At 39.9% G+C, this 26,087-nt stretch carries 17 protein-coding genes; 1 reads left to right on the top strand and 16 read right to left on the bottom strand.

Going from position 1 to position 26,087, the window contains the following annotated elements; genetic code table 11:
• Nucleotides 1–26 precede the first annotated feature (26 nt).
• The 9 genes from EV200_RS19830 to EV200_RS19790 all read right to left on the bottom strand — a co-directional run bounded on the left by EV200_RS19830 (nt 27) and on the right by EV200_RS19790 (nt 13,308).
• A complete protein-coding gene (locus tag EV200_RS19830; protein WP_132535842.1) occupies nt 27–470 on the bottom strand; it encodes a MaoC/PaaZ C-terminal domain-containing protein in 444 nt (147 codons plus the stop codon).
• Nucleotides 471–585: 115 nt separating this feature from the next.
• Nucleotides 586–1,659 (bottom strand): Gfo/Idh/MocA family protein, encoded by a 1,074-nt coding sequence (locus EV200_RS19825; RefSeq protein ID WP_132535840.1) that lies wholly within the window; start codon nt 1,657–1,659, stop codon nt 586–588.
• Nucleotides 1,660–2,895 (bottom strand): extracellular solute-binding protein, encoded by a 1,236-nt coding sequence (locus EV200_RS19820; RefSeq protein WP_132535838.1) that lies wholly within the window; start codon nt 2,893–2,895, stop codon nt 1,660–1,662.
• Nucleotides 2,888–4,051 (bottom strand): CaiB/BaiF CoA transferase family protein, encoded by a 1,164-nt coding sequence (locus tag EV200_RS19815; RefSeq protein WP_132535836.1) that lies wholly within the window; start codon nt 4,049–4,051, stop codon nt 2,888–2,890. The genes EV200_RS19820 and EV200_RS19815 overlap by 8 nt, the downstream gene beginning before the upstream one ends.
• Before the next feature lie 113 nt (nt 4,052–4,164).
• A complete protein-coding gene (locus EV200_RS19810; protein WP_132535834.1) occupies nt 4,165–5,316 on the bottom strand; it encodes a CaiB/BaiF CoA transferase family protein in 1,152 nt (383 codons plus the stop codon).
• On the bottom strand, nt 5,313–6,473 hold the full coding sequence (locus tag EV200_RS19805) for an ABC transporter substrate-binding protein (protein ID WP_132535832.1): 1,161 nt from the start codon (nt 6,471–6,473) through the stop codon (nt 5,313–5,315). Before EV200_RS19805 ends, EV200_RS19810 begins: the two co-directional genes overlap by 4 nt.
• 475 nt (nt 6,474–6,948) lie before the next feature.
• On the bottom strand, nt 6,949–9,387 hold the full coding sequence (gene galB / locus EV200_RS19800) for a beta-galactosidase GalB (protein ID WP_229676755.1): 2,439 nt from the start codon (nt 9,385–9,387) through the stop codon (nt 6,949–6,951).
• 50 nt (nt 9,388–9,437) lie between these two features.
• Nucleotides 9,438–10,553, bottom strand: coding sequence for a glycoside hydrolase family protein (locus tag EV200_RS19795; protein ID WP_132535828.1), 1,116 nt, complete (start codon nt 10,551–10,553; stop codon nt 9,438–9,440).
• 1 nt (nt 10,554) lies between these two features.
• Nucleotides 10,555–13,308: a family 78 glycoside hydrolase catalytic domain gene (locus EV200_RS19790; protein ID WP_132535826.1), complete on the bottom strand. Its 2,754-nt coding sequence runs from the start codon at nt 13,306–13,308 to the stop codon at nt 10,555–10,557.
• 283 nt (nt 13,309–13,591) lie between these two features.
• Between EV200_RS19790 and EV200_RS19785 the strand changes: the two genes are divergently transcribed.
• Nucleotides 13,592–14,365 (top strand): IclR family transcriptional regulator, encoded by a 774-nt coding sequence (locus EV200_RS19785; protein ID WP_132535824.1) that lies wholly within the window; start codon nt 13,592–13,594, stop codon nt 14,363–14,365.
• Nucleotides 14,366–14,532: 167 nt separating this feature from the next.
• Here EV200_RS19785 and EV200_RS19780 read toward each other — a convergent pair whose 3' ends face one another.
• From EV200_RS19780 to EV200_RS19750, 7 genes are all read right to left on the bottom strand, one after another.
• A complete protein-coding gene (locus tag EV200_RS19780) occupies nt 14,533–16,707 on the bottom strand; it encodes an alpha-L-rhamnosidase-related protein (protein WP_132535823.1) in 2,175 nt (724 codons plus the stop codon).
• 60 nt (nt 16,708–16,767) lie between these two features.
• On the bottom strand, nt 16,768–18,357 hold the full coding sequence (locus tag EV200_RS19775) for a sodium:solute symporter family transporter (protein WP_132535821.1): 1,590 nt from the start codon (nt 18,355–18,357) through the stop codon (nt 16,768–16,770).
• A gap of 243 nt (nt 18,358–18,600) precedes the next feature.
• Nucleotides 18,601–19,686 carry a Gfo/Idh/MocA family protein gene (locus tag EV200_RS19770; RefSeq protein ID WP_132535819.1) on the bottom strand — a complete coding sequence of 362 codons (1,086 nt, stop codon included), beginning with the start codon at nt 19,684–19,686 and terminating at the stop codon, nt 18,601–18,603.
• A 106-nt stretch (nt 19,687–19,792) separates the two neighbouring features.
• The gene (locus tag EV200_RS19765) at nt 19,793–22,387 is read right to left on the bottom strand and encodes an L-rhamnose mutarotase (RefSeq protein ID WP_229676754.1); all 2,595 of its coding nucleotides are present in this window, start codon (nt 22,385–22,387) and stop codon (nt 19,793–19,795) included.
• Between the two features lie 7 nt (nt 22,388–22,394).
• The gene (locus EV200_RS19760; protein ID WP_132535817.1) at nt 22,395–23,324 is read right to left on the bottom strand and encodes a sugar phosphate isomerase/epimerase family protein; all 930 of its coding nucleotides are present in this window, start codon (nt 23,322–23,324) and stop codon (nt 22,395–22,397) included.
• Nucleotides 23,325–23,330: 6 nt separating this feature from the next.
• On the bottom strand, nt 23,331–24,743 hold the full coding sequence (locus EV200_RS19755; RefSeq protein WP_229676753.1) for an acetylxylan esterase: 1,413 nt from the start codon (nt 24,741–24,743) through the stop codon (nt 23,331–23,333).
• 164 nt (nt 24,744–24,907) lie between these two features.
• A complete protein-coding gene (locus EV200_RS19750) occupies nt 24,908–26,044 on the bottom strand; it encodes a sialidase family protein (protein WP_132535815.1) in 1,137 nt (378 codons plus the stop codon).
• Between the last annotated feature and the right edge of the window lie 43 nt (nt 26,045–26,087).

Raw genomic sequence — 26,087 nt, 5'->3', positions numbered from 1 at the left:
AGACCAATGAACTATTGACCATTGAACTAATGAACTTTTTTAACTACCAGGAGATGGTCGCAGACTAAAACAACTTCTCCATACTGGTTAATAATTTCGACGTGTTCTGTTACGGTTCCGTATTCTGGTCTTTTGCTCTCTCCTTTTTCTGATATTGTAATTTCCGAATGAATGGTATCGCCGATAAAAACAGGTTTTACAAAACGCAGTTTATCATAACCCTTAGACATCGCTTCAGGATTAATTTCTGATGCGGTTAGTCCAATGCCGATGCTAAAAATCATCGTTCCATGAGCAATTCGTTGTTTGAAGGGTTGGGTGGCACACCATTCTGCATCCATGTGGTGCGGAAAGAAATCGCCCGTATGACCTGCATGAACCACAAAATCGGTTTCGGTAATGGTGCGACCTAAGGTTACCCGTTTATCTTCCAATTGATAATCTTCAAAAAATGTTGATTTGAAATACATTTTATTTTTTTTAATTATAATTCCGTCATTGCGAGTTTTCGATTCTTCTTCGAAACGAAGCAATCCCTCTTATAAACAGATTGCTTCGTCGTTCCTCCTCGCAATGACGATTTTTCTATTCATGATTAACCTTTACCCCTCCAATATCACTCGATTGATAGGCGCTTTCTACAACCGCCATGGTTTGTATCACATCTTCAACATCGGTATTTAAAATAGCAGTCGAGCCTTCGTTATATCGCATTAAGTTCGCCATTGTGCCAATAAAAGCTTCAGGAAACCATGAACCCTCTAATTTAACCGTTTGCCATTCCGGTGTTTTTCCATCTTCTACGATACAGTATTCAAAAACATCAGGCACGCCATGAGGATAATCCATTAGTAAGCCAATTTTTGCTACAATTGCACCTTTTGTTCCCTCCCATTTGATATAACTTTCCTGATGATCCGGACCAAAATCATGATCGTGATTGGTGTTGATTACAGCATGCATCGTGTCGCCATAATCCATCAAAATGGTAGACCGGGATGAAGATAGCGCCTTTGCAGGATGCTTCAAGGTCTTCGCCAATACTGTTTGTGGATTTCCTAAAAATGAACGAATAAGATCAACATAATGAATGCTATGGTATTGTATTTCCAAACGCGGATGAATCATCACATGTGGAAATATCTCCCATGGTGTTTTAATCGTGACACGAACTTCCATATCATATAGCTCACCAATCGAGCCGCTCTCGATCAGAAATCTTGCTGCACTTACAAAGGGTGCAAATCGCAATTGAAAATTAATTGCAGCCTTTAAATTCTTTGTTCTGCATAGTTCCAGAATTTCATTTGCTTGTGCAAAATCATCGCCCATTGGCTTTTGAATCAACACTGCGCTTCCATCGGGCAACTGTTTTAAGGTTTCCAGGTATTGCTCTGGCATGATGGTCAAGTCATATACCGTATGCTGAGGTGCTGCTGCCACTGCTTCTGCAACAGTATTAAACACATTTGGAATGCCAAAAGCATCAGCCAGTTTTTGCGCCCGCTCTTTGGTTCTGTTTACAATCCCAAAAACATCAAAACCAGCAATTTTGTAAGCCGGAAGATGTGCATCAGCTACAATTCCACCCGCCCCAATGATGATGATGGGCTGCTTAGTTTCGGGTAATGCTGGTTGATATTTAATTTCAATACTCATTTAATTCAATTTATTAATTTGATTTTGCGCCTGTTCAATTAAGACCGAAGATTCCTCGTCAGTATTGATCGCCTTCAAAACCATTTCATCAATTACTTTAGCAATTAAAGTCCAGTTTTTATGTTGAGGAAGCATATTGGCCACCTCGTGTAATTGTTCTAACTTGTGGTAATAGGGAATAATTTCATTCACCTCCGCATCCTTCCAGGTAGAGATCCGGCACCCGATTCCGCCTTCGAATGTAAGCCGTTTATCTTGCTCAACGTCGGTGACGAACCTCAAAAAATCATAAGCCAGATTTTTGTTTTTACTTCCTTTAGCAATGGTATAAAGCCAATAAACATTTAAAGAGGCTGATTCTTTTCCGATAGTTGCAGGCAATAATTCCACACCAACATTACCTTTAACTTTAGAATTTGCATCCACCTCACACATCGCAGCAAAACCAAACCAGTTAATCATCATAGCGGCTTCGCCCTGTGAGAAAGCAATTCCTGCCAGAACAGAGTCGAACGCTGCAGATTTTGGGTGAACAGCAGTTTCATCATTTACCATAATCCGGTAAAAATCTAATCCATCTACAGCAGCTTGCGAATGAATCTGAATATTCCCTGATTGATCAACCAGGGTACCTCCTCTTGTCCAAAGTTGTAGGCAAAAATCAAAAACGGTATTATGTCCATCGGGATAACAGGCAAAAATACTTCCGTACAAATGATCTGCAGGGCGATTGAAAAAATGTGCTACCTGATGAAAATCTTCCCATGTTTTGGGTACTTCCAGGGCTTTTCCGAATTGCTGTAAATAGTTGGCTTTTTCAGTCTCACTTTCGAACAAATCTGTTCTATAGATCAAGCATTCTGGTCCATCGTGAAATGGTAAACCGACCACTTCCCATCCGAAACGTTGCAGCGATAAAAGCGATTTACTCCATCCATTTGGAAAATCTACGGGCTTTTTAGTATTGATATAGGGATTGAGTAATTCGAAAGCATTGTTCAAATATCCTTCGTAAACCCAATCGGTATTGATATGGGCAATATCAAAATCGCCATTTGCTAAACCTTTATGGGTAATAGTGCTCTCGTAAAGTTCATGCAAATCCATGATAACCATTTCTAATTTCAGATCACAGCCGGAAATTGCACAGTATTGATCCCAGAATTTCTGCATCGCAGTTTCAAAAGGACCGAATTTACGTACAGCTATTCTAAAAGTATCGGCTTGGTTAGACATTTGCAGTAGTTTTCTGTGTAATAAATTCTTTTATAATGCGCTCGTTGTCCTGGCCCAGTTTTGGAGAACCTTTTGTCGAAGTTAATAATTCTCCATCAATCCGAATCGGACATCTGGTAGTTTTATATCGATAACCATCAATCATCTCCACTTCCTGAATCATATTCAACACTTTGAAGCCATCATGATCCATTAATGCATTCCAATTTAACACATCTGCACACCAAATATCTGCAGGTTCTAGCCTTGAAAGCCATGTTTCTGTTGTTTCTGTGCTTAAGTGATCTGCTAAAATTGCTTTAATCTCATCCCGTTTGTCGAATGCTTCTTCGATCGCTTCATAATCCAAAAGTTTATCGCATCCCAGCAAATTACCGAGCTGTGGAATAGAACCCATCGCCAATGCCAGGTATCCATTTTCGGTTTGATAAATCCCATAAGGTGCACCCAGATAAGCATTTGCATTATTCTTTTCTGATCGTTGAGGCAATTCTCCCCCATCATTCATAAAAGTTGTGATCGTTTCAAACTGGAAATCATAAGCCGATTCCATCATGCTTACCTGCACAAAACCACCTTCATTTTTGATCGCCTTGCGGTAAAGACAGGCCAATAAACCTTGTGCTAAATGGGCACCTGCCAGCATATCTACAATAGATAATCCCATTGCCACTGGTCCGCTGTCGGCATTGCCGGTAAGAGATGTTAAACCAGTAACCGATTGTAAAAGCAAATCCTGACCAGGTTTGTTTCGCCATTCGCCTTCCGTTCCGTAGCCAGATATTTCGCCATAAATTATGGTGGGATTTAATGCGATTACCGATTGATAATCAAAACCTAAGCGCTCCATCACACCCGGACGAAAGTTATGGATCATTACATCTGCTTTTTTAAGCAGCTCGCGAACCATTTCACAATCTGCCTCGTTCTTTAAATCGACTTCAAAACTTTCTTTATTTCTATTGATGGCATGAAAAACAGACGATTCGCCATTCATAATCAGGTTGGAGGTGTAAAGTGTACGGCAAATATCGCCGATACCTGAACGTTCAATTTTGATGACACGGGCACCCATATCGGCTAAACGCAAGCTTGCAGACGGTCCTGAAAGGAACTGACTGAAATCGATAATTAAATAATCTTCAAGCGGTTTCATGGTTATATTTATTATTTTTTTGTTGGTCAGGAATATTTTCTTGACCTTGTTAATTGAGGATTTTAAATCCTCAGAATGAAAAGTCGGGATTACAGATCCCGACTAACAAGATCCTAACTCAATTCAAATTCGTTATTAATATCAGCGGTATTCAAGCCTAATTTTGGCGCTGCCTTAGATGCAAACAACTTTTCATGATCTAAACGAATCGGACTTACCGTTGTCTTCATTTTTTTGCCATCACCTAAGTTCAGCTCCTGCTCAATTTCCAGTTTTTTATAGGTACTTAAGTTTGTGGCAGTTTGATAATTTAAGACTTCAGCACACCAGATCCCATGACTTTCTAAAAGATCAACCCAGTTTTTTGTGTTTTGCTTTTTAAAGGTCTCTGCTAAACGCACGATTAATTTATCACGATTTTCGAATGCCGAACCTGCTTCCACATATAAATCGGAGATATTACAGTTGATGATCGCACAAATGTTAGGCAGATTTCCCATCGCCATTGCTATATAACCGTCTTTTGTTTCGTACATGCCATAAGGTGCACTTAAGTATGCATGCGCACTGCCTTTTGCACCGCTCCGATCGGGTAGTTTTCCGCCATCATTTAAATAAGTGGTCAGCACTTCAAATTGCACATCGAGGATAGATTCGAGTAAACTGACTTCCACCAAAACACCCTTACCCGTTTTCGCTCTTTTGATTAAAGCAGCCATAATACCTTGTGCCAAATGGTTCCCACACATGATATCAGAAACTGACAGACCAAAAGGAACAGGTCCGTCTGTATCCACTCCGGATAAAAATGTTAAGCCTGAAACGGCTTGCACCAATAAATCCTGACCCGGTTTATTCTTCCATGGCCCCTCCTTACCATAGCCCGTAACCATTCCGTAAATAATTTTTGGGTTGATATTTTGAACGCTTGTATAATCAAGGCCGATTTTTTCCATTACACCGGGGCGAAAATTATGTGTCATCACATCTGCCTTGCTGATGAGCTTTTTTAACTTTTCTAAATCTTCCGGATTTTTTAGATCTGCAGCATAACTTTCTTTATTTCGGTTGATGGTATGAAAAAGCAAGCTATCCTCATCCACAAAAAGGTTTTTGATAGATAATTGACGACAAGCATCTCCTGTATTTGGACGTTCAATTTTGATTACACGTGCACCTAAATCGGCCAGTTTTAATCCAGCTGAAGGCCCTGCCAGAAACTGGCAAAACTCTAAAACCAAAAGTCCTTCTAATGGCCTGTTCATGATAACACTAAACTTTTAGATTTCTGATATAATTCATTCATAGCTAATAAAACATGTTTCTCATCTCCACCGTTCATTAAATAATTTCGCACCACATCGCCTGCATGGTCTTGAAAATACATGGAACCATGGTACCGCGGGCGGAGGAATGCCCGTTGTAAAGCTGGCAAAGTATTTAAAAAATAGTTTTTGCTCTGGCGGTTTACTTCATCGTTTTTCCAGGCGGTTAAATGCCCCGGCTGACCACCACTTTCAAAAAACAAAGTGGATTGACATACCGGAGAACCTACAAACTCCACATATTTCGCAGCAATATTCAGCTCTTCACATTTAGAGGAAATGGCTAACCCTGTTCCACCTAGCGTGCTTCTCAAATTGGTTTGCCCATCGAGTGAAATCATATCGTGGAAATGCAGCACCTTACGTGCATAGCCGGTTCTCGAATAATTTGAATAGCCGTAAGCAAATGGACAATAGGCAATTTCATCGGTTAATGTCATGGCTTCATAAACCTGAATGGGATTTCTATTGAAATTGGCAGGGTCTATTTTTGAAGCCAGTTCGCGATACATTTGTAAAGCTTTGACACCAGTTTCTGTTGAAATAACTTCGCTATCATTTTGGCAAGGATCTTCGCCTAATGAGCAGCACAGTGTGTAGAAGTTCATTAAAACATCAATCGGAATACCAGCGAAAGCAACCAAACTTCTGTCTGCAAGTGCTAATATATCTTCAAAAGATTGGGGCAATTGTAAGTTTTTTTCAGTGAATAAATCCGGTCTTGAGGCTGCCACAGGCGTTGCTGCATCTATTGGTAAAGCCCACAAATGTTCGTCGTAAAAATAACTCTCATAAGATTGACCGACGGAATTCCGTTCCTGGTCTTTCAAATAATCATCTGAAAGATAAAAATCCAGAGGCACAATTGATTTTGTTTTAGCTGCAAAACCTGCCCAGGGATGGTCAATTACTAATAAATCAAATTGTTCTGCCAGTTCCTGAATTGAAAAATCAGCAAATTGCTGCAAACTTCTTTTCTCCCAGGTGATATGAACATTTGGATAAAGTTCAGAAAATCGCTGCGCAGTTGCTACCATCGGCAAAAGCCCACGACTGTGGTTCCAGGTTATTCCTTTTAAGTTAATTGTCTTCTCCACTTTATTATTTTTTATTTATTTCTGTCATTCTGAACGTAGCGAAGAATCTCCAACCCATCCTATACCATCCTAACGTTAGCTACTGCCATGGCAGAGCCTGTTCTCGTAGGTTGTAGATTCTTCGTTCCTCAGAATGACAAAACTATTTCCCTAATGATTGGTGTTTCCACCCGCCATATTTATTTCGGTTGGTGAGACACCAACCGATAGATACTCTGATTACTATCCTAATGGTCGGTGTCTCCACCGACCATATTGCTCATCCGATTTGCTGAATGAGATTGCTTCGTCGTTCCTTCTCGCAATGACGCTAATGGTTGGTGTCTCCACCAACCATCTTTACAGCTAATTTCGGTCGGTGAGACACCAACCGATAGAAACCCCTCTACTCTAATGGTCGGTGTCTCACCGACCATCTTATAACTAACACCAACTGATAGTCGCCAGGTGTAAGTCGCATGTATTATAACCATCATCATAATTTAACCGTATTAACTGTAATTGATGAGGAAGCCAAACCAGCAGAAGTTGCTGTTAGCTTAATCATCCCTGCTTTCTCTGTTGACCGCAATATGGCCAAACATAAACCATGAAATGCCTTTCGGTAATTGGCTTTAAAGGGCTCCAAACTCGCCTGAAAGCCATTATCCACACCAGCGATGAATCCACTTCCCTCCACCTTAAAATCAACTAAGTTATCGGCATTCGGCACGACATTTCCGGCTGCATCTAAAATCTTAACGGTGATAAAGGATAAATCCTTGCCATCAGCTTTGATTTTACTTCTATCGGCTACCAGTTCAATCTTTGCAGGTATTCCGGCAGTTTTTACTGCAGTCGTTAAAACATCTTTTCCGTTTTTACGGGATATAGCCTTCAATGTTCCTGGCTCGAAATTTACCTTCCAAAGCACATGTAAATCATCATTTTGCTTCGATTTTTTACCTAAAGACTTTCCATTCAGGTACAGTTCCACTTCATCGGCATTGTTGTAATAGGCCCAAACCTCAACTGATTTTCCCTGTTCCCAATTCCAATGTGGTAAAATATGAAGCACGGGCTGATCTGTCCATTCGCTTTGGTACATGTAGTAAGAATCTTTAGGAAACCCAGCTAAATCAACAATTCCGAAATACGAACTTCTGGCTGGCCAGGGATAAGGCAATGGTTCGCCGAGGTAATCAAATCCTGTCCAGACAAATAAACCTGAAACATGATCATATTTCTTCGCTTCCTTCCAGGTTTCTTCATGTGTAGAACCCCAATAAGCAGAAACATTATCGTAAGCAGATGCCGACCATTCCTTATTCCCTTCCATAAATTTTGTTTTACCATCTTTTGGCCAACGGCGAATGGTGTCCGCAGTGTCGTAAAAGCCCCTGGTTTGCAATGCTGATGTGGTTTCGGTAGCTAAAAACTTAACACCCGGGTAATTTTTAGTGAAATCTTTATACTTTTTATGATTATAATTTAAACCATAAATATCAAGTGCTTTTGCCTGATAAATGAAGTTTTTAGTTGAATCAGTTTCTGTTAATGCCGAAATTACCGGACGGGTTTTATCCAGATTTTTAACCATCGAAACCAGTTCTTTTGTAATGGCGATCCCGGTGCTATCAAACTGTTCACGGATTTCATTACCAATGCTCCAGAGGATGATGGATGGGTGATTCCGATCGCGAACAACCATATCTTCCAGATCCCTTTTATGCCATTCTGCAAAGTTTAAATGGTAATCGTTTTTGGTTTTCTTTTTTGCCCACATGTCAAAAGCTTCATCCATTACCAGAAAACCCATTTGATCACAAAGATCTAAAAACTCAGGTGCTGGTGGATTATGTGCAGTCCGAATTGCGTTTACGCCCATCGCCTTCATGATTTCCAACTGTCGCTCCATGGCACGAACGTTTACCGCAGCACCAAGCGCACCCAAATCATGATGCAGGCAAACACCTAATATTTTCATTGATTTACCGTTCAGTGAGAAACCTTTTTCTGCATCAAATTGGAAAGAACGAACGCCAAATTTGGTTTCGTAAGCATCTACCAGTTTATTGTTTTGAAGAATTTGAGTAACCAATTTGTATTGCTTCGGGTTGGTAACTGACCAAAGCATTGGATTTTTAATCTGATCTTCGCTCGTGATCATTTTGCCTGAGGTATCTATTTTAACGGATGCAGGCTTAGTTTTTAAAACCAATTTTCCACTGGCATCATAAATGGTATGAACTAAAACAGCAGATTGAGGTTTTAATGTTTTATTCTGGATTTGGGTTTCGATCTGAACTTTGCCAGATTGATCTGCCGTTACAAACGTACCCCATTTCGCAACAGAAACTTTCGCGGAGGAGGTTAACCACACATTCCGGTAAATGCCGGAGCCCGAATACCAGCGAGAATCTGGCTGGGCAGCATTATCAACCTTTACAGAAATGAGGTTTTTTCCGGGTTTTAAATATTTACTGATCTCGTAAGCGAATGAGCTATAACCATAAGGACGTTTTCCCAGGTATTTTCCATTGATCCAAACCTGGCTGTTTTTATAAACGCCATCAAATTCTATCGTAATTAATCGGTTTGCGAAGTTTGCAGGTGCATTAAATTCTTTCCTATACCAGCCGATGCCAGTGGGTAAACCACCACCTTCAGGCTTTGCTGGATTTTTCTCGTCGAATTTCCCTTCGATGCTCCAATCGTGTGGTAAAGTTAATTTCCGCCATTTTGAATCGGTATATGCAGGAGATTTAGCTCCCGGCTCATCACCTAAAAAGAATTTCCATTCTTTATTGAAGCTAATCCTGGTACGGGGTTCTTCAGAGATAGATTGCTTCGTCGTTCCTCCTCGCAATGACGATAAAGGGGAGAACGTCGTTGCGATGCCTGATGCCTCGCAATAATTTAATGAAATAAACACTAAGAGTATTAAACCAAAAATTTTATATGTAAACTGAGGCCTCTTCATTTCTAATTCTTCGTTTCGCTAACAAAATTCACTTTACTTTTCCCAAGATCTTTCGATGTTGCCACTGCAATTCCACGTTGGTCTTGCTTGTTCACTGCACAATAAAAGTGATAAACAATACCTTTATGTTTTAATACAAAAGATTTATGCGCATACAATTCATCGTATGTTTCTGATGATTCTATCAGGTTTTCACCCGTCCAATCGGTCCAGTTGATTAAATCTTTGGAGACTGCAAAACGATTGAAAGATCCTTTTCTGTCTTGCCAGAAAGCACCGAAATAAAACATGACGTAATTGCTTCCAATCTGCTGGATAACAGCATCGCCCGTAATCCCGACAGGATGATGAACCACCGGGTCTTTTTGGAAACGCTTCCAATGGATCATATCCTCAGAAACGGCCATACCAATTCGCTCGTACCACCGCGTTTTTTTATTATTCGCTAAAGAATCGCCAACGGCATTGTAATACATCACAAAACGATGACCAGTTAACCTTTTTTTATCTTCAATAACCGTACTTTTGAAAAGTTTATTGCGGTTTTCCCACCAGCGCACATCAGCATCCAATGAACTTAAAATTGGCTGATCCAATCGGCTCCACTCCTGAACAACTGACGGATGTTTAGTCGTGTAAGCCATCCCGATGGATAATGGTTCTACTTCGTAGCCTTCTTCTTTACCACCGAAATACGACATCCAGTATTTACCATTAAACGGTTTGACTTTATAATTCCCGCCCCATTTCGTATTTAATAAAGCGTTGTACCCGGCCTTTTGGTTATCATCCCAATTGCCCACATCGCTGAATGACATCATTTTCCCGAGGTTCTCCCAATGCAATAAATCCTCACTTTTCGATAACCACGTTTCATAACCACGACCGCTAAAAATTAAATAGGTCATGTACCAGTCCTTTCCTTTTTTAAAGATGGTCGGACAATCCATTTTGTGTTCTTTATCTTCAGGAACTTGGACCAAGCCATACTTATAAGGTGTTCTTACTTCTTCGTAAATCTTTTGCATTTCTACAGCAGAAACAGCGGCTGGTAATGTCTGCGCAGCAACACAAAGTGTAGATAAGACAAAAATGATATAGATCCAGATCGCTTTCATCCTACTTCACTTTAAATTTATAAGCGCCCGAACCTACAGCCACCATCACTTTTCCATTTTTATACCCCAGTGATTTGAATGTCGCATGATTTGCTTCGGAAACAGTCTGATTATTTGGAGCAGGAAGGTAAACGACTGCTGTGGTGTTGACCGGAATATTTACTTCCAGTTCAAATCCATTCGTCGATTTTTTCCAGTCGGTTGTAATTTTACCATAAGCAGAATCGTATTCCGTTTTTGCAAAAGCTAAATCGCCCACCACCTCGGGTTCAATCCTGATCTTATTAAATGCCACCGAATTTTCATCCTGACGGATCCCGCCAACACCGCTGTAAAACCATTCCATTAAATGCCCGAGCATAAAATGATTGTTAGAAACGGTTGGCAATGCAGCCCAACTTTCGGTTAATGCAGTTGCGCCTTTGGCGATTTGCATCCCGTAACCGGGTACATCAGAGCGACTGTTCATATCGAATATTACATCCGATTTTCCTGCATCTTCCAATACACGTAAAACGTATCGATAGCCAATATCACCAGCTGTTAATCCATTATTTTTTGTCCTGATATCCTTTACCAAATTTTCAATCACGGCATTTTTATCTTGATCTTCAACCAATTCCATGTAAACAGCCATGGCATTTGCAGCCTGACTACCAGAGCCATATTGTTTGGTTTTACTATCGAAAAATTGATAATTAAATGCCCTTTTTACCGCTACAGCCAGGTTGGAATATTGACTAGCATCGGTTGGTTTTCCTAATAATGCAGCAATTTTTTCCATGATTTTTAAATCATAATAGTAGATTGCGGTAGCCGTAATGCCCATTGGCGTGAGCTGGGAAACACCTGGTGGCTTCGGCCCGAGATCATACCAATCTCCTAACCCCTGAGTTAAAATATGTTGATCAGCTTTTGTACCTAAATATTTAAGGTAACGTTGCATTACGGGATAATTATCGATTAGTGCTTGCCGATCGCCATAATATTTATATAAATCCCATGGCACTAAAATACTGCTGCTTCCCCATTCCGGAGAATCGCGAAACATGTCGCCACCCCATTCAAATTTCACATATTCGGGTGCAATTTCAGGTACGAGTCCGTTAGCAAGCTGTGAATTCTGAATATCAACAGTTGCCTTTTTAAATAATGGTGCCGCGGCATAATTATAATTTACTGATTTACCCATTAAATGCAGTTGCTCCAGCCAACCCAGCTTTTCGCGGTGCGGACAATCTGTAAACACACTAACCATATTGCTTTTAATCGACCAGTCGATTAAGGTGAAGGTCTTATTAAACAATTCATTTGATGAACTAAACTTTCCAATGGTTTCTGCGGCATTGCGAATATGAAGCGCTGTTAAATCCTCTATTACAGCTTGTTTCGAAGGATTTTCCTTTCCAGCAGGAACGCCACCTTTCACCTGTAAATAGCGGAAACCCGTATAGAAAAATTTAGGTCGCCAGGTTTCTAAACCATCGCCTTTTAAAATATAAGTGAAATAGGATGGCCCGCCGATGTTTTTTTGAGTAATCGTACCATCTTCCTTCAATAACTCTGCAGGTGTAATGCGAACGGTATCTCCCTTACTGCCCCGAACTTTCAATTCGATAATGGCAGAGGAATTCTGACCTAAATCATAAACCCATTCCTGATTGCCAGTCTGTGTAATGCTTTTAGCGCTAAAGTTATCAAACACTTTTACAGGCGCTTCTTTCTGTGCATTTAACTTCGGACCATCAACCAGCAGCGCTGATTTCAAGTGAGCATCTTTAAATCCGGCGATGTTCCAACCCTTTTGTTCCAGGTTTGCATCATAATCTTCCCCACCGTAAATACTCGAAAATATAATGGGTGATGGTGCAGTTTTCCAATCTTCGTTACTCACTATATTGGTTGATGTTCCATCGGTATATTCAATTTGTAGACGGCAGATCATTTTTGGATAACCGAAAGCTGACTTCAATTTTCTATATCTTCCTTTAATGGGAGGAACATAATAAAAGCCGTTGCCAAGCATCAAGCCCACAGCATTTGAACCTTTCTTTAACTGTTTAGTAATATCGTAGGTGACATAAAGTGCTTCTTTATCGTATTTCGTCCAGCCGGGAGCAAGAAAATCATCTACTACCTTGGCTCCATTTAAACTCAATTCAAAATGCCCCAAACCAGAAATAAAGGCAGTAGCGCTTTTTATTGATTTTGCCAACACAAAATCTTTGCGAAACATGGGCAACACATTGTTCGCGTTAACTTTATCTTTTTTGCCATCAGTTGGCAGCACATTTACATTCGAATCGGCCAGCTTTTCATAAGCAATCCATTTCGCACCTTTCCAGTCGGCTACACTTAGTAAACCCATTTGAAAAAAAGCCGGTTTACTCCAATCAGAAACCTTTCCCTTATTATCCCAAACCTTTACTTTCCAATAATATTTTTTTGTGGAGACCAGTTTCGAACCTTTATATTGAACCTGGATAGATTGATTGGAGCTTACTTTCTTCGTATCCCAAACATCGCCAATATTTTTACCAAGATTACTAATGCTACTTGCAACTAGAATCTGATAAGCGGTTTGGATGATGTTATGTTGAGCAGATTGCAGTTTCCAGCTTAAATTCGGGGTAACAAGATCAATCCCAATTGGATTATTTAAGTAAGCACAGGATAATTGAGCAACCTGAATATCTTGCGCAGACAGCGAAATGCTGATCGAAAATAGCCAGGAAAAAAAGAAAATTCTGCTCATTATTTTATGTTTAACTCCGCGTTGCCAATTTTACGCAGAGCAATAATAATTTGGGTTTATAAATGGTTATTAATACCTTGAAGCAGAAAAGAACCAATTTCAAAAATTAAAGAAATCAATCTGTAACGCTAACACGGCATCAATTCAAATATAAATGTTTTTTTTAAATATGAAAACATATCTTCGTATTTAAATTAATACAAAATGTTGTAAGCGATAAATATGAATGCATTTTGTATGTTTGGAATTGTAAAAAAATTGCTACAGCCAAATTTAGACCCGTATGAACGAAAAAGAATCGAAATATCAGGCACCAGCTTTAGATAAGGGGCTAGATATATTGGAATATTTATCAGCGCAATCTATCCCACTTTCTCAAACAGAAATTGCTGTAGGCATTGAGAAAACACCGAACGAAATTTATCGGATGTTGATGAGTTTGGAGAGTCGCGGTTATATTCTGCGTGATGAAGTTTCCGGGAAATACCGTTTATCGCTCAAGCTGTTTTATCTTTCTCACCGCCACTCGCCTATTGATGAGTTGCGTAAAGCGGCGCAGTTTCCACTAGAAGAATTGGCAAACAGCATTCGCCAGTCATGCCACCTGAGTATTTTATACATGAACCAGGTGATGGTGATTATTCATGCAAAAAGTCCGGGACCGATTGCACTTTCTATTGAAGAAGGGAATTTGTTTCCTTTGCCGCTTACCGCATCTGGAAAGGTTTTATTGGCTTACATGTCTGAAGATGAACGAACTGTCACGCTAAAAAATAATTCGATCTATAAAAAATATGCAAAACCTCAACAGGAAGATTTTTTAATTTCCCTGAAAGATATTCAGCAAAATGGTTCCTATCTAAAAAATAGTGATTCAGTTTCCGGCGTTACCGATATTTCGGTACCAGTGGGTCTGGCAAGCAACAATGGCATCATTGCTTGTTTAACCATCTCTATGTTAAATGCGCTGAATACAGATAAAGCGATTGAAAATGAGGTAATTCTTGCTGAGGCTTATAAATGTGTTAAAAAGATAGAGCAAAGGATTGGGGTTTAAACGTCCTTTCCCTTTCAGGGGAAAGGTGCAGACAGGCGGATAGGGGTTCAATTAGAAAGCGATAAAATCGCTATACTCTCTTCTCCTCGTTAAAAACGAGGATGATATAATGTATGATATTCTCTTTTCATCCACCTTCTATTTCCACCATGCTTTTCACTCCCCCTTTAGGTGGCTGGGGGGTTATATCCTATCGCATAATTCATGTTTTTCTCAATCTTAACCTCATAAACATCTTTCGAAACTTCTTTCACTTCCGCTCCTTCAACTACAGGTTTTGATTTACTTTTTAAAATTAGCTTCCCTGTACCTGCAGCAGCACTTACCCTGATTTCTTTTTTGTTCATGTAAACAGAAATGTCGCCATTTGCGGTTGGTACTTTGCCTTCCATCCATCCCAATCCACCTAAGTTTGGCTGAATAGTATAAGTTTCATAACCGGGTAAATCAGGACTAACGCCCAAATAGTATTTCCCTAATAAGTAAATCGGACTGGCGCCCCAGGCATGGCAAAGGCTTTTCCCAAATGGTCTGCCGTACATCTCCAAGTGCTCCACTCCTTTCTTATCAGGATTATATTCTTCCCAGAAAGAAGTGGCTTCAAGTTTAAGCATCCCACCCCAATAACTTTTCATTTCTTTCAATACGTAAGATTGCTCTCCCATTGCACATAATGCTTCCAGTTCGTAAAAGCGCATGTATGGCGTGGTGATTTTGGCAATTTTATCATTCAGAAGCACGTTTTCTTTTACGGCCAACTTTTGTTCTGGTGTGAAATAATCGAAGAATATGCCGAACATATTGGCATAACGCGTAACGTTATCCGTTAGTTGATCTGCAATTCTGCTATGCACCAAAGCATGCTTACTTTGGTTCCAGTATAATTCGAAGATTTTTGTTTTTAATGCTTTTGCAGCACGGTCGTATTTTGTTGCATTTTCGGTGTCATTGGCTAGTTTAGCGCATAAAGCCATGGTTTCTAAACTTCTGGCATAGAGTAATTGCTCAAAACTTACTTCTCCATCTTTACTCAATTTATCTGCCCAATCGATAAAGATCCAATCGCCTGGCATCCATTCTAATAAGCCATTTTTGTTCTTTCTGCCATCAATATAAGTCATTAATGATTGCATTCTTGGATAAATATCCTGCACAAACTTTTTATCGCCAGTAAATTTATAATAGTCGTAGATCCCTAGAAACCAGTAAAAAGAATAATCCATAATGGTATTAATGTGTGCCGTAACCGGATCTTTTCCACGCTGTGCCAAAAGTGTCCTTTTAACTGTTGGTGCATCGAAAAATGAATAATAATTCATCAAATAACTCTGGTAAGCATCACCACTCCACACCCATCGATCGCGTTTAATCCCATCGATAAAAAACTCCCTGGTATTCAAATGAAAGGTGTATTTCGCCACATCGTATATTTTATTCAACTCCGTATCAGATGACTTAAAACTCCCCCGTTCCGTTACTGGTGCATATTCGTAAAGCATCGAAATCGAATCGGCAGTAACTCCATTTTCAGCCTGAAAATTCACATACCTGAACGCTTTTGAAAGTGGCATCACCGAATCTTTCTTACTGGCTAGATTGAGATCCAGGTGATCCAGCGTTTCGCACTTATCAGTTGATAAAGCCTCTTCCCTGGATTCTCCATAATAAATATCTAGCTTTCCATTTCCTTTCAAACCATGTATTTTGAGGAAGCCAAATGTTTCCTTCCCGAAATCTGCTACATAATCATTGCCTGCTTTTTCTTTGTTTACAGCATAGTGCGCAACTACAGGCAACTTAAATTTCGAGGGCAACATGTTTGGATCTGTTAAATTCCAGGAGCCCGCAGAAACGAAGGTAGTTCCAGATTTATCTGAAACCTTTCCACTTTGATCAATCCATTCCTTGTCTTCGAAAGTGGTTAACCAGGTTTCATCAGAAACAATGGTTTTGCCTTGTACAAAAATAGCAGGCACCGTTCCCTGACTATACACCTTTAAACTAAACTTATGCTTTCCTGCCGGGATTTGAATGCTTTTTGAAAAACCCGTAATGGCTTGCCCATCGATTTTAACATTGTAAGTTCCTTCAACAAAAAGTTTAACTTCTTCTGGTTGGCTTAAAGTAAATTCCTTATGAAAATCTACTAAAACATAATGACTATCCATTTTCCAGAATACTGGAAAAAATGATCCGCGTTCTGTTCTCCGGTTCTGCATCACATTGCTCATGTAAATATCGAAATCGCCGGGGTACCAGATCCAGGATGCCTTTTGGGCAAAGGTTGGAATTATCAGGAAGCTAAGAAGCGAGAGTAAGAGTGTTTTTTTAAGGTTTTTCATGATTGTATAATTAATAGTATGGAGAGTGAGATTGCTTCGTACCTCGCAATGACGTAAAATTTAATGTCCGTTAAAAAAGATATAAAGTACAACCATCACTACCGCAAGTGCTGTCCACGAAATCCAGACTATTCGGCTGGGCTTTTCAATATTTGCTTGATGTTCATCATTAATTTTATAAATACTCGGGCTTCGGTCTAAAAGTGAAATGAGGATAGCCATAATGAGTAGCCCTGCGAAAATATAGAACGAGAGCATCAGATAGTGTGGCCAGAAATCGTTTTGATCGGGTGGCAAGATCCAGAGGTATGTGATTCCTGTACCCAAACTCAAAACAGAACCTATGGATAAAGTAAAATTCACCGCTTTTCTGGTGGTTTTTTTCCAGAAAACAGTTAACAGGAATACCACTGAAAGCGGCGGCGCGATAAAGCCCAAAATTGATTGAAAGACATCAAATAGGTTTAAGCCTTTGATGTTATCAATCGCCAGAACCACAATCACAGCGAAAATGCAGCCGGCAACTACTGTTAAGCGACCTATATTGATAATTTGTTTGTTGGTAGCCTGCGGATTGATTTTCTTAACATACACATCCATCGTAAAAACGGTACTCAAAGAGTTTAAGGAAGAACCAATCGTTCCCACTAAAACTGCAATTAAAACCACTATTACCAAACCATTCATCCCTGGAGGGAAAAGGTTGGTAACCATCGTCATGTAAGCCTCATTAGGGTCTTTTAGATTTGGAAATAGAACATAGCATAAAATCCCTGTGATGATAAACAATGGTAAGGATAGCAATTTTAACCACCCGATAAAGCTCACGCCCAATTGCCCTTGCTTCAAATTCTTTGCGCCTAAAACAGATTGAACCATCGACTGGTCGGTGCAAAAGAAGGCAACGGCCGCAACCGGATAGCCTAACAAAATTGCATACCAGGGATATTTGGGGTCGCTGGTCGGCTGAATGAGGTTCCAGAAATGACCCGGAGTTTTAGCATATAAAGCAGAAATTCCGCCGACTTTATGCAAACCCAAAAGTGTAAGAGACAATGACACGGCAATCAATAAAATCATTTGAAAAACATTCACTTTTGCAATGGCTTTTAATCCTCCGAAAAAGGTAAATAATCCTGCAAAAGCCACTAAAACCGTAACCGATTGCCACATGGGGATGCCCAGAATTTGGCGGACTAAAAAACCTCCGGCAAATAAGCCTAATGACAACCAGGAGATTAATATCTTCACTAAGGCATACCAGGCCAATATATTTTGGGTAGAATCGCCATAACGATTCCCCATAAACTCAGGCATGGTACTCACTTTTGCTGCCAGGTATTTCGGGGCGAAAACAATGGCCAGTAAAAACAAAAAGATAAAGGCATACCAGTCGAAGTTTACCGCAACGATGCCTGTGGTGTAACCTATACTGGCAAAAGCAAGCAACATCGATGGACCAACATTTGTGCCCCACATATTAAAGCCGATACTTGCCCAGCCTAAAGATTTATTAGCCAGAAATAGGGTTTCATCTTTGTTTTTATCTTTCGAAAAACTTGCCCGATACCCAATGATCACCAAAATAACAAGGTAGGCAATCACGATGATGTAATCTAAGCTGGTTAAACGTTCTACAATGTTTCCCATTGGTTTATTTGGTTAGGTTGCTATTTTTTATACTATCTTCATTGTGAGAAACGAAATAATCTTAATGCCTTCGCTATTTTAACCCATAGTTGTAGGATCGCTTCGTGCTTCGTAATGACGATTCTGCTCAAAGAATAGTCTTCCTGAACTTAATTCAGGACCTTTCTTAAATAGGTGCTGAACTAAATTACTGCGTAGCTTTCCGCTGCGCTACAGGTCAGCATGACGATTCAGACCTATCTTTTACAAGCCTATCGATTCCCTTTTAATATGATTTGCTTTCAAAATCTCATCAATTTTCACTGGCAAACCTGTTTCCATTGATTGATCCATCGCTTGTAAAAGTGCCACCGTTCCGATTCCCTCTTTCAAATCAGGGTAAGCAGTAAATTTATTGTTAATGCTATCCGCGAAATAATCCAGATAGTTTTGGTATTCACCAGCATGGTGACTTTGTCCTTCGAAACGGAAGTAATGTTTTAAGGTAGAATCGCCCCAGGTAATAATCTTTTCTTCACCAGTTTTTGTGGTCACAGCATAACGCAATTCATGGTAATCGGCCTGACTAGCACCTTCCGTGCCACGTAAAATGCAACTCATTCCACTATCACGACTCGCTGGCTGGGTTGGCCCGGTATAAGCACCACTCACGCGTGCAATCCTGCCATCTTTAGCCTTAAAAATGAAATGCATCGTATCCTGATTTTTCAGGCCAGCCTTTAAACCATTGCTACTTAACATGCCGTAACCCATTACTTCTTCAATATCTGGCATATACCAACGAATAAAATCCACAGGGTGACTTAAACCGCCATATAACCATTTAAAGGATTGTTTTAATGACCAGCCTTTCTCTAAAAACCAACGGTGATCGGCATGGTAATAACTTTCTATCGTAATTAGTTCGCCGATTAAACCTTTATCGAAATCTTTTTTCTGGCGCATAGCAGGTTCAAAAAAGCGGGAACTCTGCCCAACAAAAATCTTCTTGCGTGATTTTTTACTCAGTTCCAGCAGTTCATTGGCCTGCGATAAATCATCAATAAAAGGCTTGGTACAAACCACATGCTTCCCGTGCTGCAGCGCCAGTTTAATGTGCTCGAAATGCAAGTGATCTGGTGTGTAAATCGCAATCATATCGATTTTATCGCTGGTTAACATATCTTCGTAACTGGTCGTCCAGTTTTGAAAGTCGAACTCCAAAGCGCGTTCTTCGCAAAGTTTCTTATTGGCATCGCATATTTGAATGAGCTTAAATTTCTTGCTCGCCAATGAAGCAGAAATTGTACTTCTGCCCTCTCCTAATCCTAAAATCCCTAATCTTAACATGATCTTATTTTTTGTTTATTCATAAGTCGTCATTGAGAGGAGGAACGACGTGGCAATCTTCTCCTAATGAGATTGCTTCGTGCCTCGCAATGACGAGTACTTTTATTTACGCTATTGGTTTAAAGAAAACCCAAACCTCACCAGGTTTTGCACCCTCAATTCCTTCCTGATATTTTTTCATTATTGCATTCCATTCCTCTACTCTTGGATTGTTTTCCGTGGTTTTAGGATTTAAATCATCCAATTTTTTACCTTTCGGAATACTGATGATAAGCATGAGTTGCCTTTCATTTTTAAAAATCGCTAACCGCTGAAATTCGGCGTTGCAGAATCCTTTTGAAATCTCCGGCCATTTTTCAAACTGTGTTTGATGATAGGCCAGATATTCCCTTTGCATTTTTTCGTCCTTCACCAAATTGGCAGATAAAATAATATAATCCCATTCTTTTACAGGTTGATCACCACAGTTCTTTTCTCTGTTGAAATCATAAAAAAGATTATCATAAAGTTTAATTTCTGATGCGTTCAGGCGCTTTAAAGTTTGCTGCAAACTTTCCACTTTTAGGCTTGAGGTATAAATCACCAGGCGATTGTTCCACTCATAAAATGCTGAAGGCAAGAGGTTATTTTCTTTAGCAAATGCATTTAGAGTATTATTTCCTGGTAAGTCATTTGGTTTAAATATTAACTCAAACACGACAGATTTATCTTCAGCGGTGTTAATTCCTCTATTTGAATAAACAGACTTTTCCTTTAATAAATATTGAAATGGTTCTTCCAATCCGGCATTTTGTTTAACCTCAAGTGCAACTTTTGGCCCATTATTTTCCCAGAGATTATCTGGTCCGTTGGCATTTTGCAGGTACTTTTCGGTCGGTGTCCAATTGTCTTTTATGGTAAAGTGCGATGAACCCTCATCAGTGTATAAGTAAAACCAATGGTCAGGAAGATGAGCATAAGGCGCCTTATAAATACTATCGATAACATTCTCATTAATAACAGACTCTGGTTGTGCAGATAAAGTATATATTCCTGCAACATCATATAGATGTTTGCCATAATGATGGATGCTGTTTGCGCTGATGGTGTTGTTCTTCATCGCATTTTGTGACTTTGTCCATCCCCAACCCATACTAATTCCCGAGTAAGACACGTCGCTAATTTCATTATGAATAATTTTGATTCCACGAACGTAACCCGCACCAATTCCAACCGCTCCCCAATCTTCATTGGTTACATCGGTAATCAGGTTATTTTCTATTCTGTCATCCGTAGAAATTTCTCTTTTGTCGAAAGGATTATATGGCAAATGAACTTCAGTTGCCTCATCAGAAAAAGTTCCAATTAATATCGCAGCGCCACCAATATCTTTAAATAAATTACCTGCTATTTTATTATCTGATGTCCCCTTTTTGAAGTCTAAGCCCGTAGATGCAAGATGTTCAAACCGACATGATTCAAACGAAGTATTGTTCGCGTAATTCACTTCAATAGCTGCCACTGGTCGGCCAACCCAGGCTTGATTTTCCAAAGCAGCTTTATCTGACGTTCCCGGAGTTTTTAGTTTATAAGCATCAAGCATGTACATCCCTGCCTGGTGCGGCACATGCCCTTTTTGTGATGGCCTTAACCAGGTTGAATGCTGGAAAGAGATGTTTTTGAAACTCACGTAGGAAACCGGGTGATCGATTGTTCCTTCAATTTTGACCAGATTTTCGAATGCTGGCGCCACCACATCTGCTTTAAGTATATTTTCTGATGCAAGCGGCCAGTAATAAAGCTTGTGATTTTGAAGATCTTCAAACCATTCGCCAGGCTCATCTAAAAACTGAATGGCATTTGAAAGGTAAAAAGCAGAATTTCCGGTTTTTTCAGAAATCCATGGTGCGGGCCAGGGGTGTTCAGACTGAATTCTACTTTCAGGTTGCATAAAAGAAAGTTCTGCAGTATTTCCAACTACTTTAACCGATTTTACACGAAGATTTGCAATTGCCCACCATTGATGAATCAGCATTTCCATGCCTTTAATATTAACCAGATCGATGTTTTTAGGAATGGGTATTTTACACGTCTGATTCTTTTTATCCCATGATAAAATCCTGCCCATCTTTTCGCCATTATAGTTTTTTGCCCGGATGGCTTTATGATCATTCACCCACAATTGCCTGAACTGTAAATCACGCCCACCGAAATCAGGCAAATCTGCCACCCAGACTTTCCCTAACGATGCTTTAGGTAATCCCGGAACAATTTTATTGAGTTTATTCCAGCCCTTAATTTTTACACCACCACTTAAAATGGCTTTTTCTCCTTGCAAAGCGATGATTTCTGTCGGACTATCTTTTGTACCAGAATCCTCAGGTCGCAGCATAATCGGTTCATCTAACCGATATACTCCCTTCCCCATGATAATTTTGATTCCATCTTTAATTGATGGATCTTTCAAACGGCGCAATTCCCTTGCTTTTTTAATTGCAGAATGCAGTGTTGCCAGAGGTTTTTCTTTGGTACCCAAGTTAGTATCAGCACCATTTATAGCGACGTAAATATCTACCGCTGCTGCATTGAATTGCAACAACGACAAAAGCATTACCAAAATGAAAAATGGTTTAAATTGTTTGGTTCGTGATGACCCAAACCAAGATATCAAGTCTTTTATTCTGTATGCACTTTGCATCTTTTTGGTTATAGCAATTTCCATAATTCTACTAATGAGATTGCTTCGTTCCTCGCAATGACGACGCATTATTTTGAAAAACAGATTTTAAATAGCTTGTATTGGCGCTAAAGTTGTATTTCACATTTGTGGGTTGCGCCGCATCTCTACTTCTTTCTACCACTAACCAACCTCCCCAACCCAGATCATCGAGTGTTTCTTTTACTTTATGAAGGTTTATTTTGGGATCATTTTGTAACCAAACGCCATCTTCATTGGTTGCATGAATTTGAATGATATTTTTTCTACCCAGAATTCTCAATTCGTTGCATAAATCTCTGCCATTTTTTATCGCATTAGAAAAATTGAAATAACTTTTTACATTTCTGGAATCAACATCTTTCAGCAATTTCAATTCACCTGTTGCATCCAGGGCCGATTCAATCCCGATAACAACACCAGCTTTCGAAGCCATTTTCCCCGCAATTTTTAATCTATCGATGATGGGTTTACGCAATTCTGGATTTTTAACCAGATCACCTTGTACGCCAAGAGGCAGAAAAACTACCTTCACACCCATGGCTTTTGCAGTATCCAGACAATCCCGAATCATTTTTTGATAAGTTGGTCGTGTAGCAAAAGACTGCGCATAAAAACCAGTCATCGCTAAGGAACATATTTCGAGGTTCAATTCTTTGGCTTTATCCAAATACTCTTGTCTTATTTTGGCGTCGGCCAGTTTATTATCAAAAGTTTCTCTGTTGCCTAAACCACCCATATCAATCTCTAAACCATCAGCACCAATCTCTTGAGCAAGTGGTAATGCGCTCAATTTCTGACGTTTTAAAATCATCAAGTCAATTACAGCAACTTTATATCTTGTTTTTTTATCACTCGCCATAACCCATTGATCAGAAAGCAACAAACCACCTGTAAGCAAAGCAATACTACTGATAAAAGTTCTTCTCTTTTGATTCTCCATCACTATCTATTTTGTTTTGCTTTGGGGAAACAATTTTTCTAAGTTTTCAAATCCCATCACGGCATTTTTCGGCAACTTTTCACCTTTGTCTCCAAAAACATAGAGTGCATTTTCCTTTTCGATAGTCACTTTGCTTTCATCGTATTTACCCGCTTTATCCTTCACGGCAGCACCATTTAGCTTGAAATTTTTGATCAGGAAATCATATAATGCAATGCGTTTGTTAATACCGAAATCATGCTTTTCGGTTGGCAAGTGAACATTTTCTACCTTATTTTCTGCACCATAATAACCGTACATTTTTTGCAGGTAAGGAAAATCGTGCTCTGGTGTATGCGCTGTCCAATCGCTTCCGTCAGAAACCAACAATTGTGGCCTAGGAGCAGCCATTGCGGCCAGTTCTACATTATCCGTTCCGCCGCCACATTGATGAATAGGCATCCCGCTTTCGCAGGGGCAACCACCATAAAAATAGGATGACATGGCTACCACCGGCGCACTTAACTTAATTCTGGCATCCATAGCGGTCATTAAAATGGAATGACTTCCAGCTCCTGAACCTCCACTGATCCCGACCCTGTTTGTATCGGTTTCTTTTAAGGAGGTGAAGTAATCCAGAATCCTGATTCCACCTAAAGTTTGTACAGTTTGCGCTAAACTTCGGCGATGGTCTTCATATTTGAATTGAAGCATCGATTCACCCCAGGCAAACAAGTCATAACTGAAAGCCATAGCGCCCATTCTTGCAATTGTTGCGCAACGAATCTGGCAATCTGCTCGATAACGTTGCTTCTCCCAATGTCCATCAGGGCTTAATACAAATGGTATTTTTCCTTTGGTATTCAATGGCTTATAGAGCGATCCATTTATCCAAACGCCCGGTAAAATCTCTAAAGCAATATTCTCTACAGAATAACCATCGAAAACTCTTTTCAGAGTAATAATGGGTTTTGAATTGGGTTTTGCCGGAAGCGGCGATAATTGTAAAGCCTGGTAAAGTTGAGGTTTAATGGAATCCTTTCTTTTTTCCCAACTCGCCTTATCGTGGTATTTTGAAGCTAAACCATCCAGGTAGGCCCAGCCGTCCTGAACTTCCCAACGATAATATTCGTATTCTTTGAGCTTATATACGCCTGTTTTTTCTTTGTTCACCTTCATATCCAAAGGTGTAAGCACATTGGCAAGTGTTTCATCAACATCGGCACGGAAACGCCAGTCGGCATAATTTACCCATTTGTCTTTTACTTGTGGTTCGGAATATTTTATCTGCACTTTAAAGCGGGTTTGAATGTCTTTTAAAACCTCACTCAGTGTTTTTTTGTAAAGGTTATCGGTGTTTTGCGTTTGGGCGGAGAGGCTGTTTGCATTTAATAAACAGGCAGTTAAAAACATGACTAAATACTTAAAGTATCTACTCATTATTACGAATCTAAATTTTTGATAAACAAAGCAATATGAATTTAGGTTGGTCGTCATTGCGAGGCTTGATTTTTCATCAACCGAAGCAATCTCTCTCGAAAGATTAGATTGCTTCGTCGTGCTTCCTCGCAATGACGAGGAGCAGAAGAAATGATTTATAATTCTCATGGCTCCTCGCTTTTAGTTTCAGTGATCATCGGAGCAGTATAACCTTTCAACTTAGGCCAGATGCCGTTTTTTATTTTCTTCAATTTCATCCTGGATGGATCAACAACCACGTGTTTAATTTTTTGTCTCCGCCAGGTATAAATAAAATGCAACATGCCATCTGCTGTTTGAATCACTGCGGGATAAGAATATTGACTAATCGGTGAATCTTCTAAGATTAACGCTGCTGACCATTCTTTACCATCCTTTGAAATGGAAACATTTAATGGAGTCCTGGCACCTTTAGCTAAATCGCCAGGAGGCAAAACATGGTTATAAACCAAAACATGCCGACCATTTTTCATCGTCACAGCATCTGTTCCTGAATTGTTGTTTGGCAGACTTGTTTTAGTCATCGGTGTCCAGGTTTCGCCGTTATCTTCCGACCATGATTCAGCAATAGCCCTGTTTGCTGTTCGGGCTAAAATCTGCAGTCTGCCATTGCCATGCTGCAAAATACTTGGCTGGATGGCTTTAATTCCGTTTTCGGAAAGTGGCCCAATTGTCCGCCAGGTTTTGCCATTATCTTTGGTTACTTCAAAATGAATCTTCCAGCCATCGCCTTCACGGCTGGAAGGTGCAAAAAGATTTCCATTGCTTAAAAGTACTGGCTTATTTTTTACCGGACCGATGTAGCCGTCGGGCAATTTGGTAGCATCAGACCAGGTAATTCCTCCATCCTTGGAAGCTTTCATCAATCCCCACCATTCAGATGGTTTTGGTCCGATTTTATAGAATAAGAGCAAATCACCACCGGGTACCTGATAAAGCACCGGATTCCAGGTTGGTAATCGTTTCCCCTCAGGCTGGATGCCATTCGCAACCGAAACAGGTGCCAGCCATTTGTTATCGACGAAGCGACTAATGTAAATTTCTACATCGGGATTTCTTTCTTTAGTTCCGCCGAAAAACGAGGCTACTAAACCAGTTGGCGTTTCAGCAATCGTTGCAGAATGACACGATGGAAATGGTGCCTGATCGTATAAAAATTCTTGTTTTACAACACCCGTCTGCCATTTTTCTACTTGTGCGTTGGCGGTAATTGATAATGCGAAAACAAGTCCTATTGTAGTGTATATTTTTCTTAGTTTCATAATTCTATCGCTTCGCGGTTGATTACACTGATTAATTGATTTC

The sequence above is a fragment of the Pedobacter psychrotolerans genome, assembly GCF_004340665.1.
Lineage (GTDB): Bacteria > Bacteroidota > Bacteroidia > Sphingobacteriales > Sphingobacteriaceae > Pedobacter > Pedobacter psychrotolerans.
This window is presented reverse-complemented; position numbering and strand designations above follow the sequence as displayed.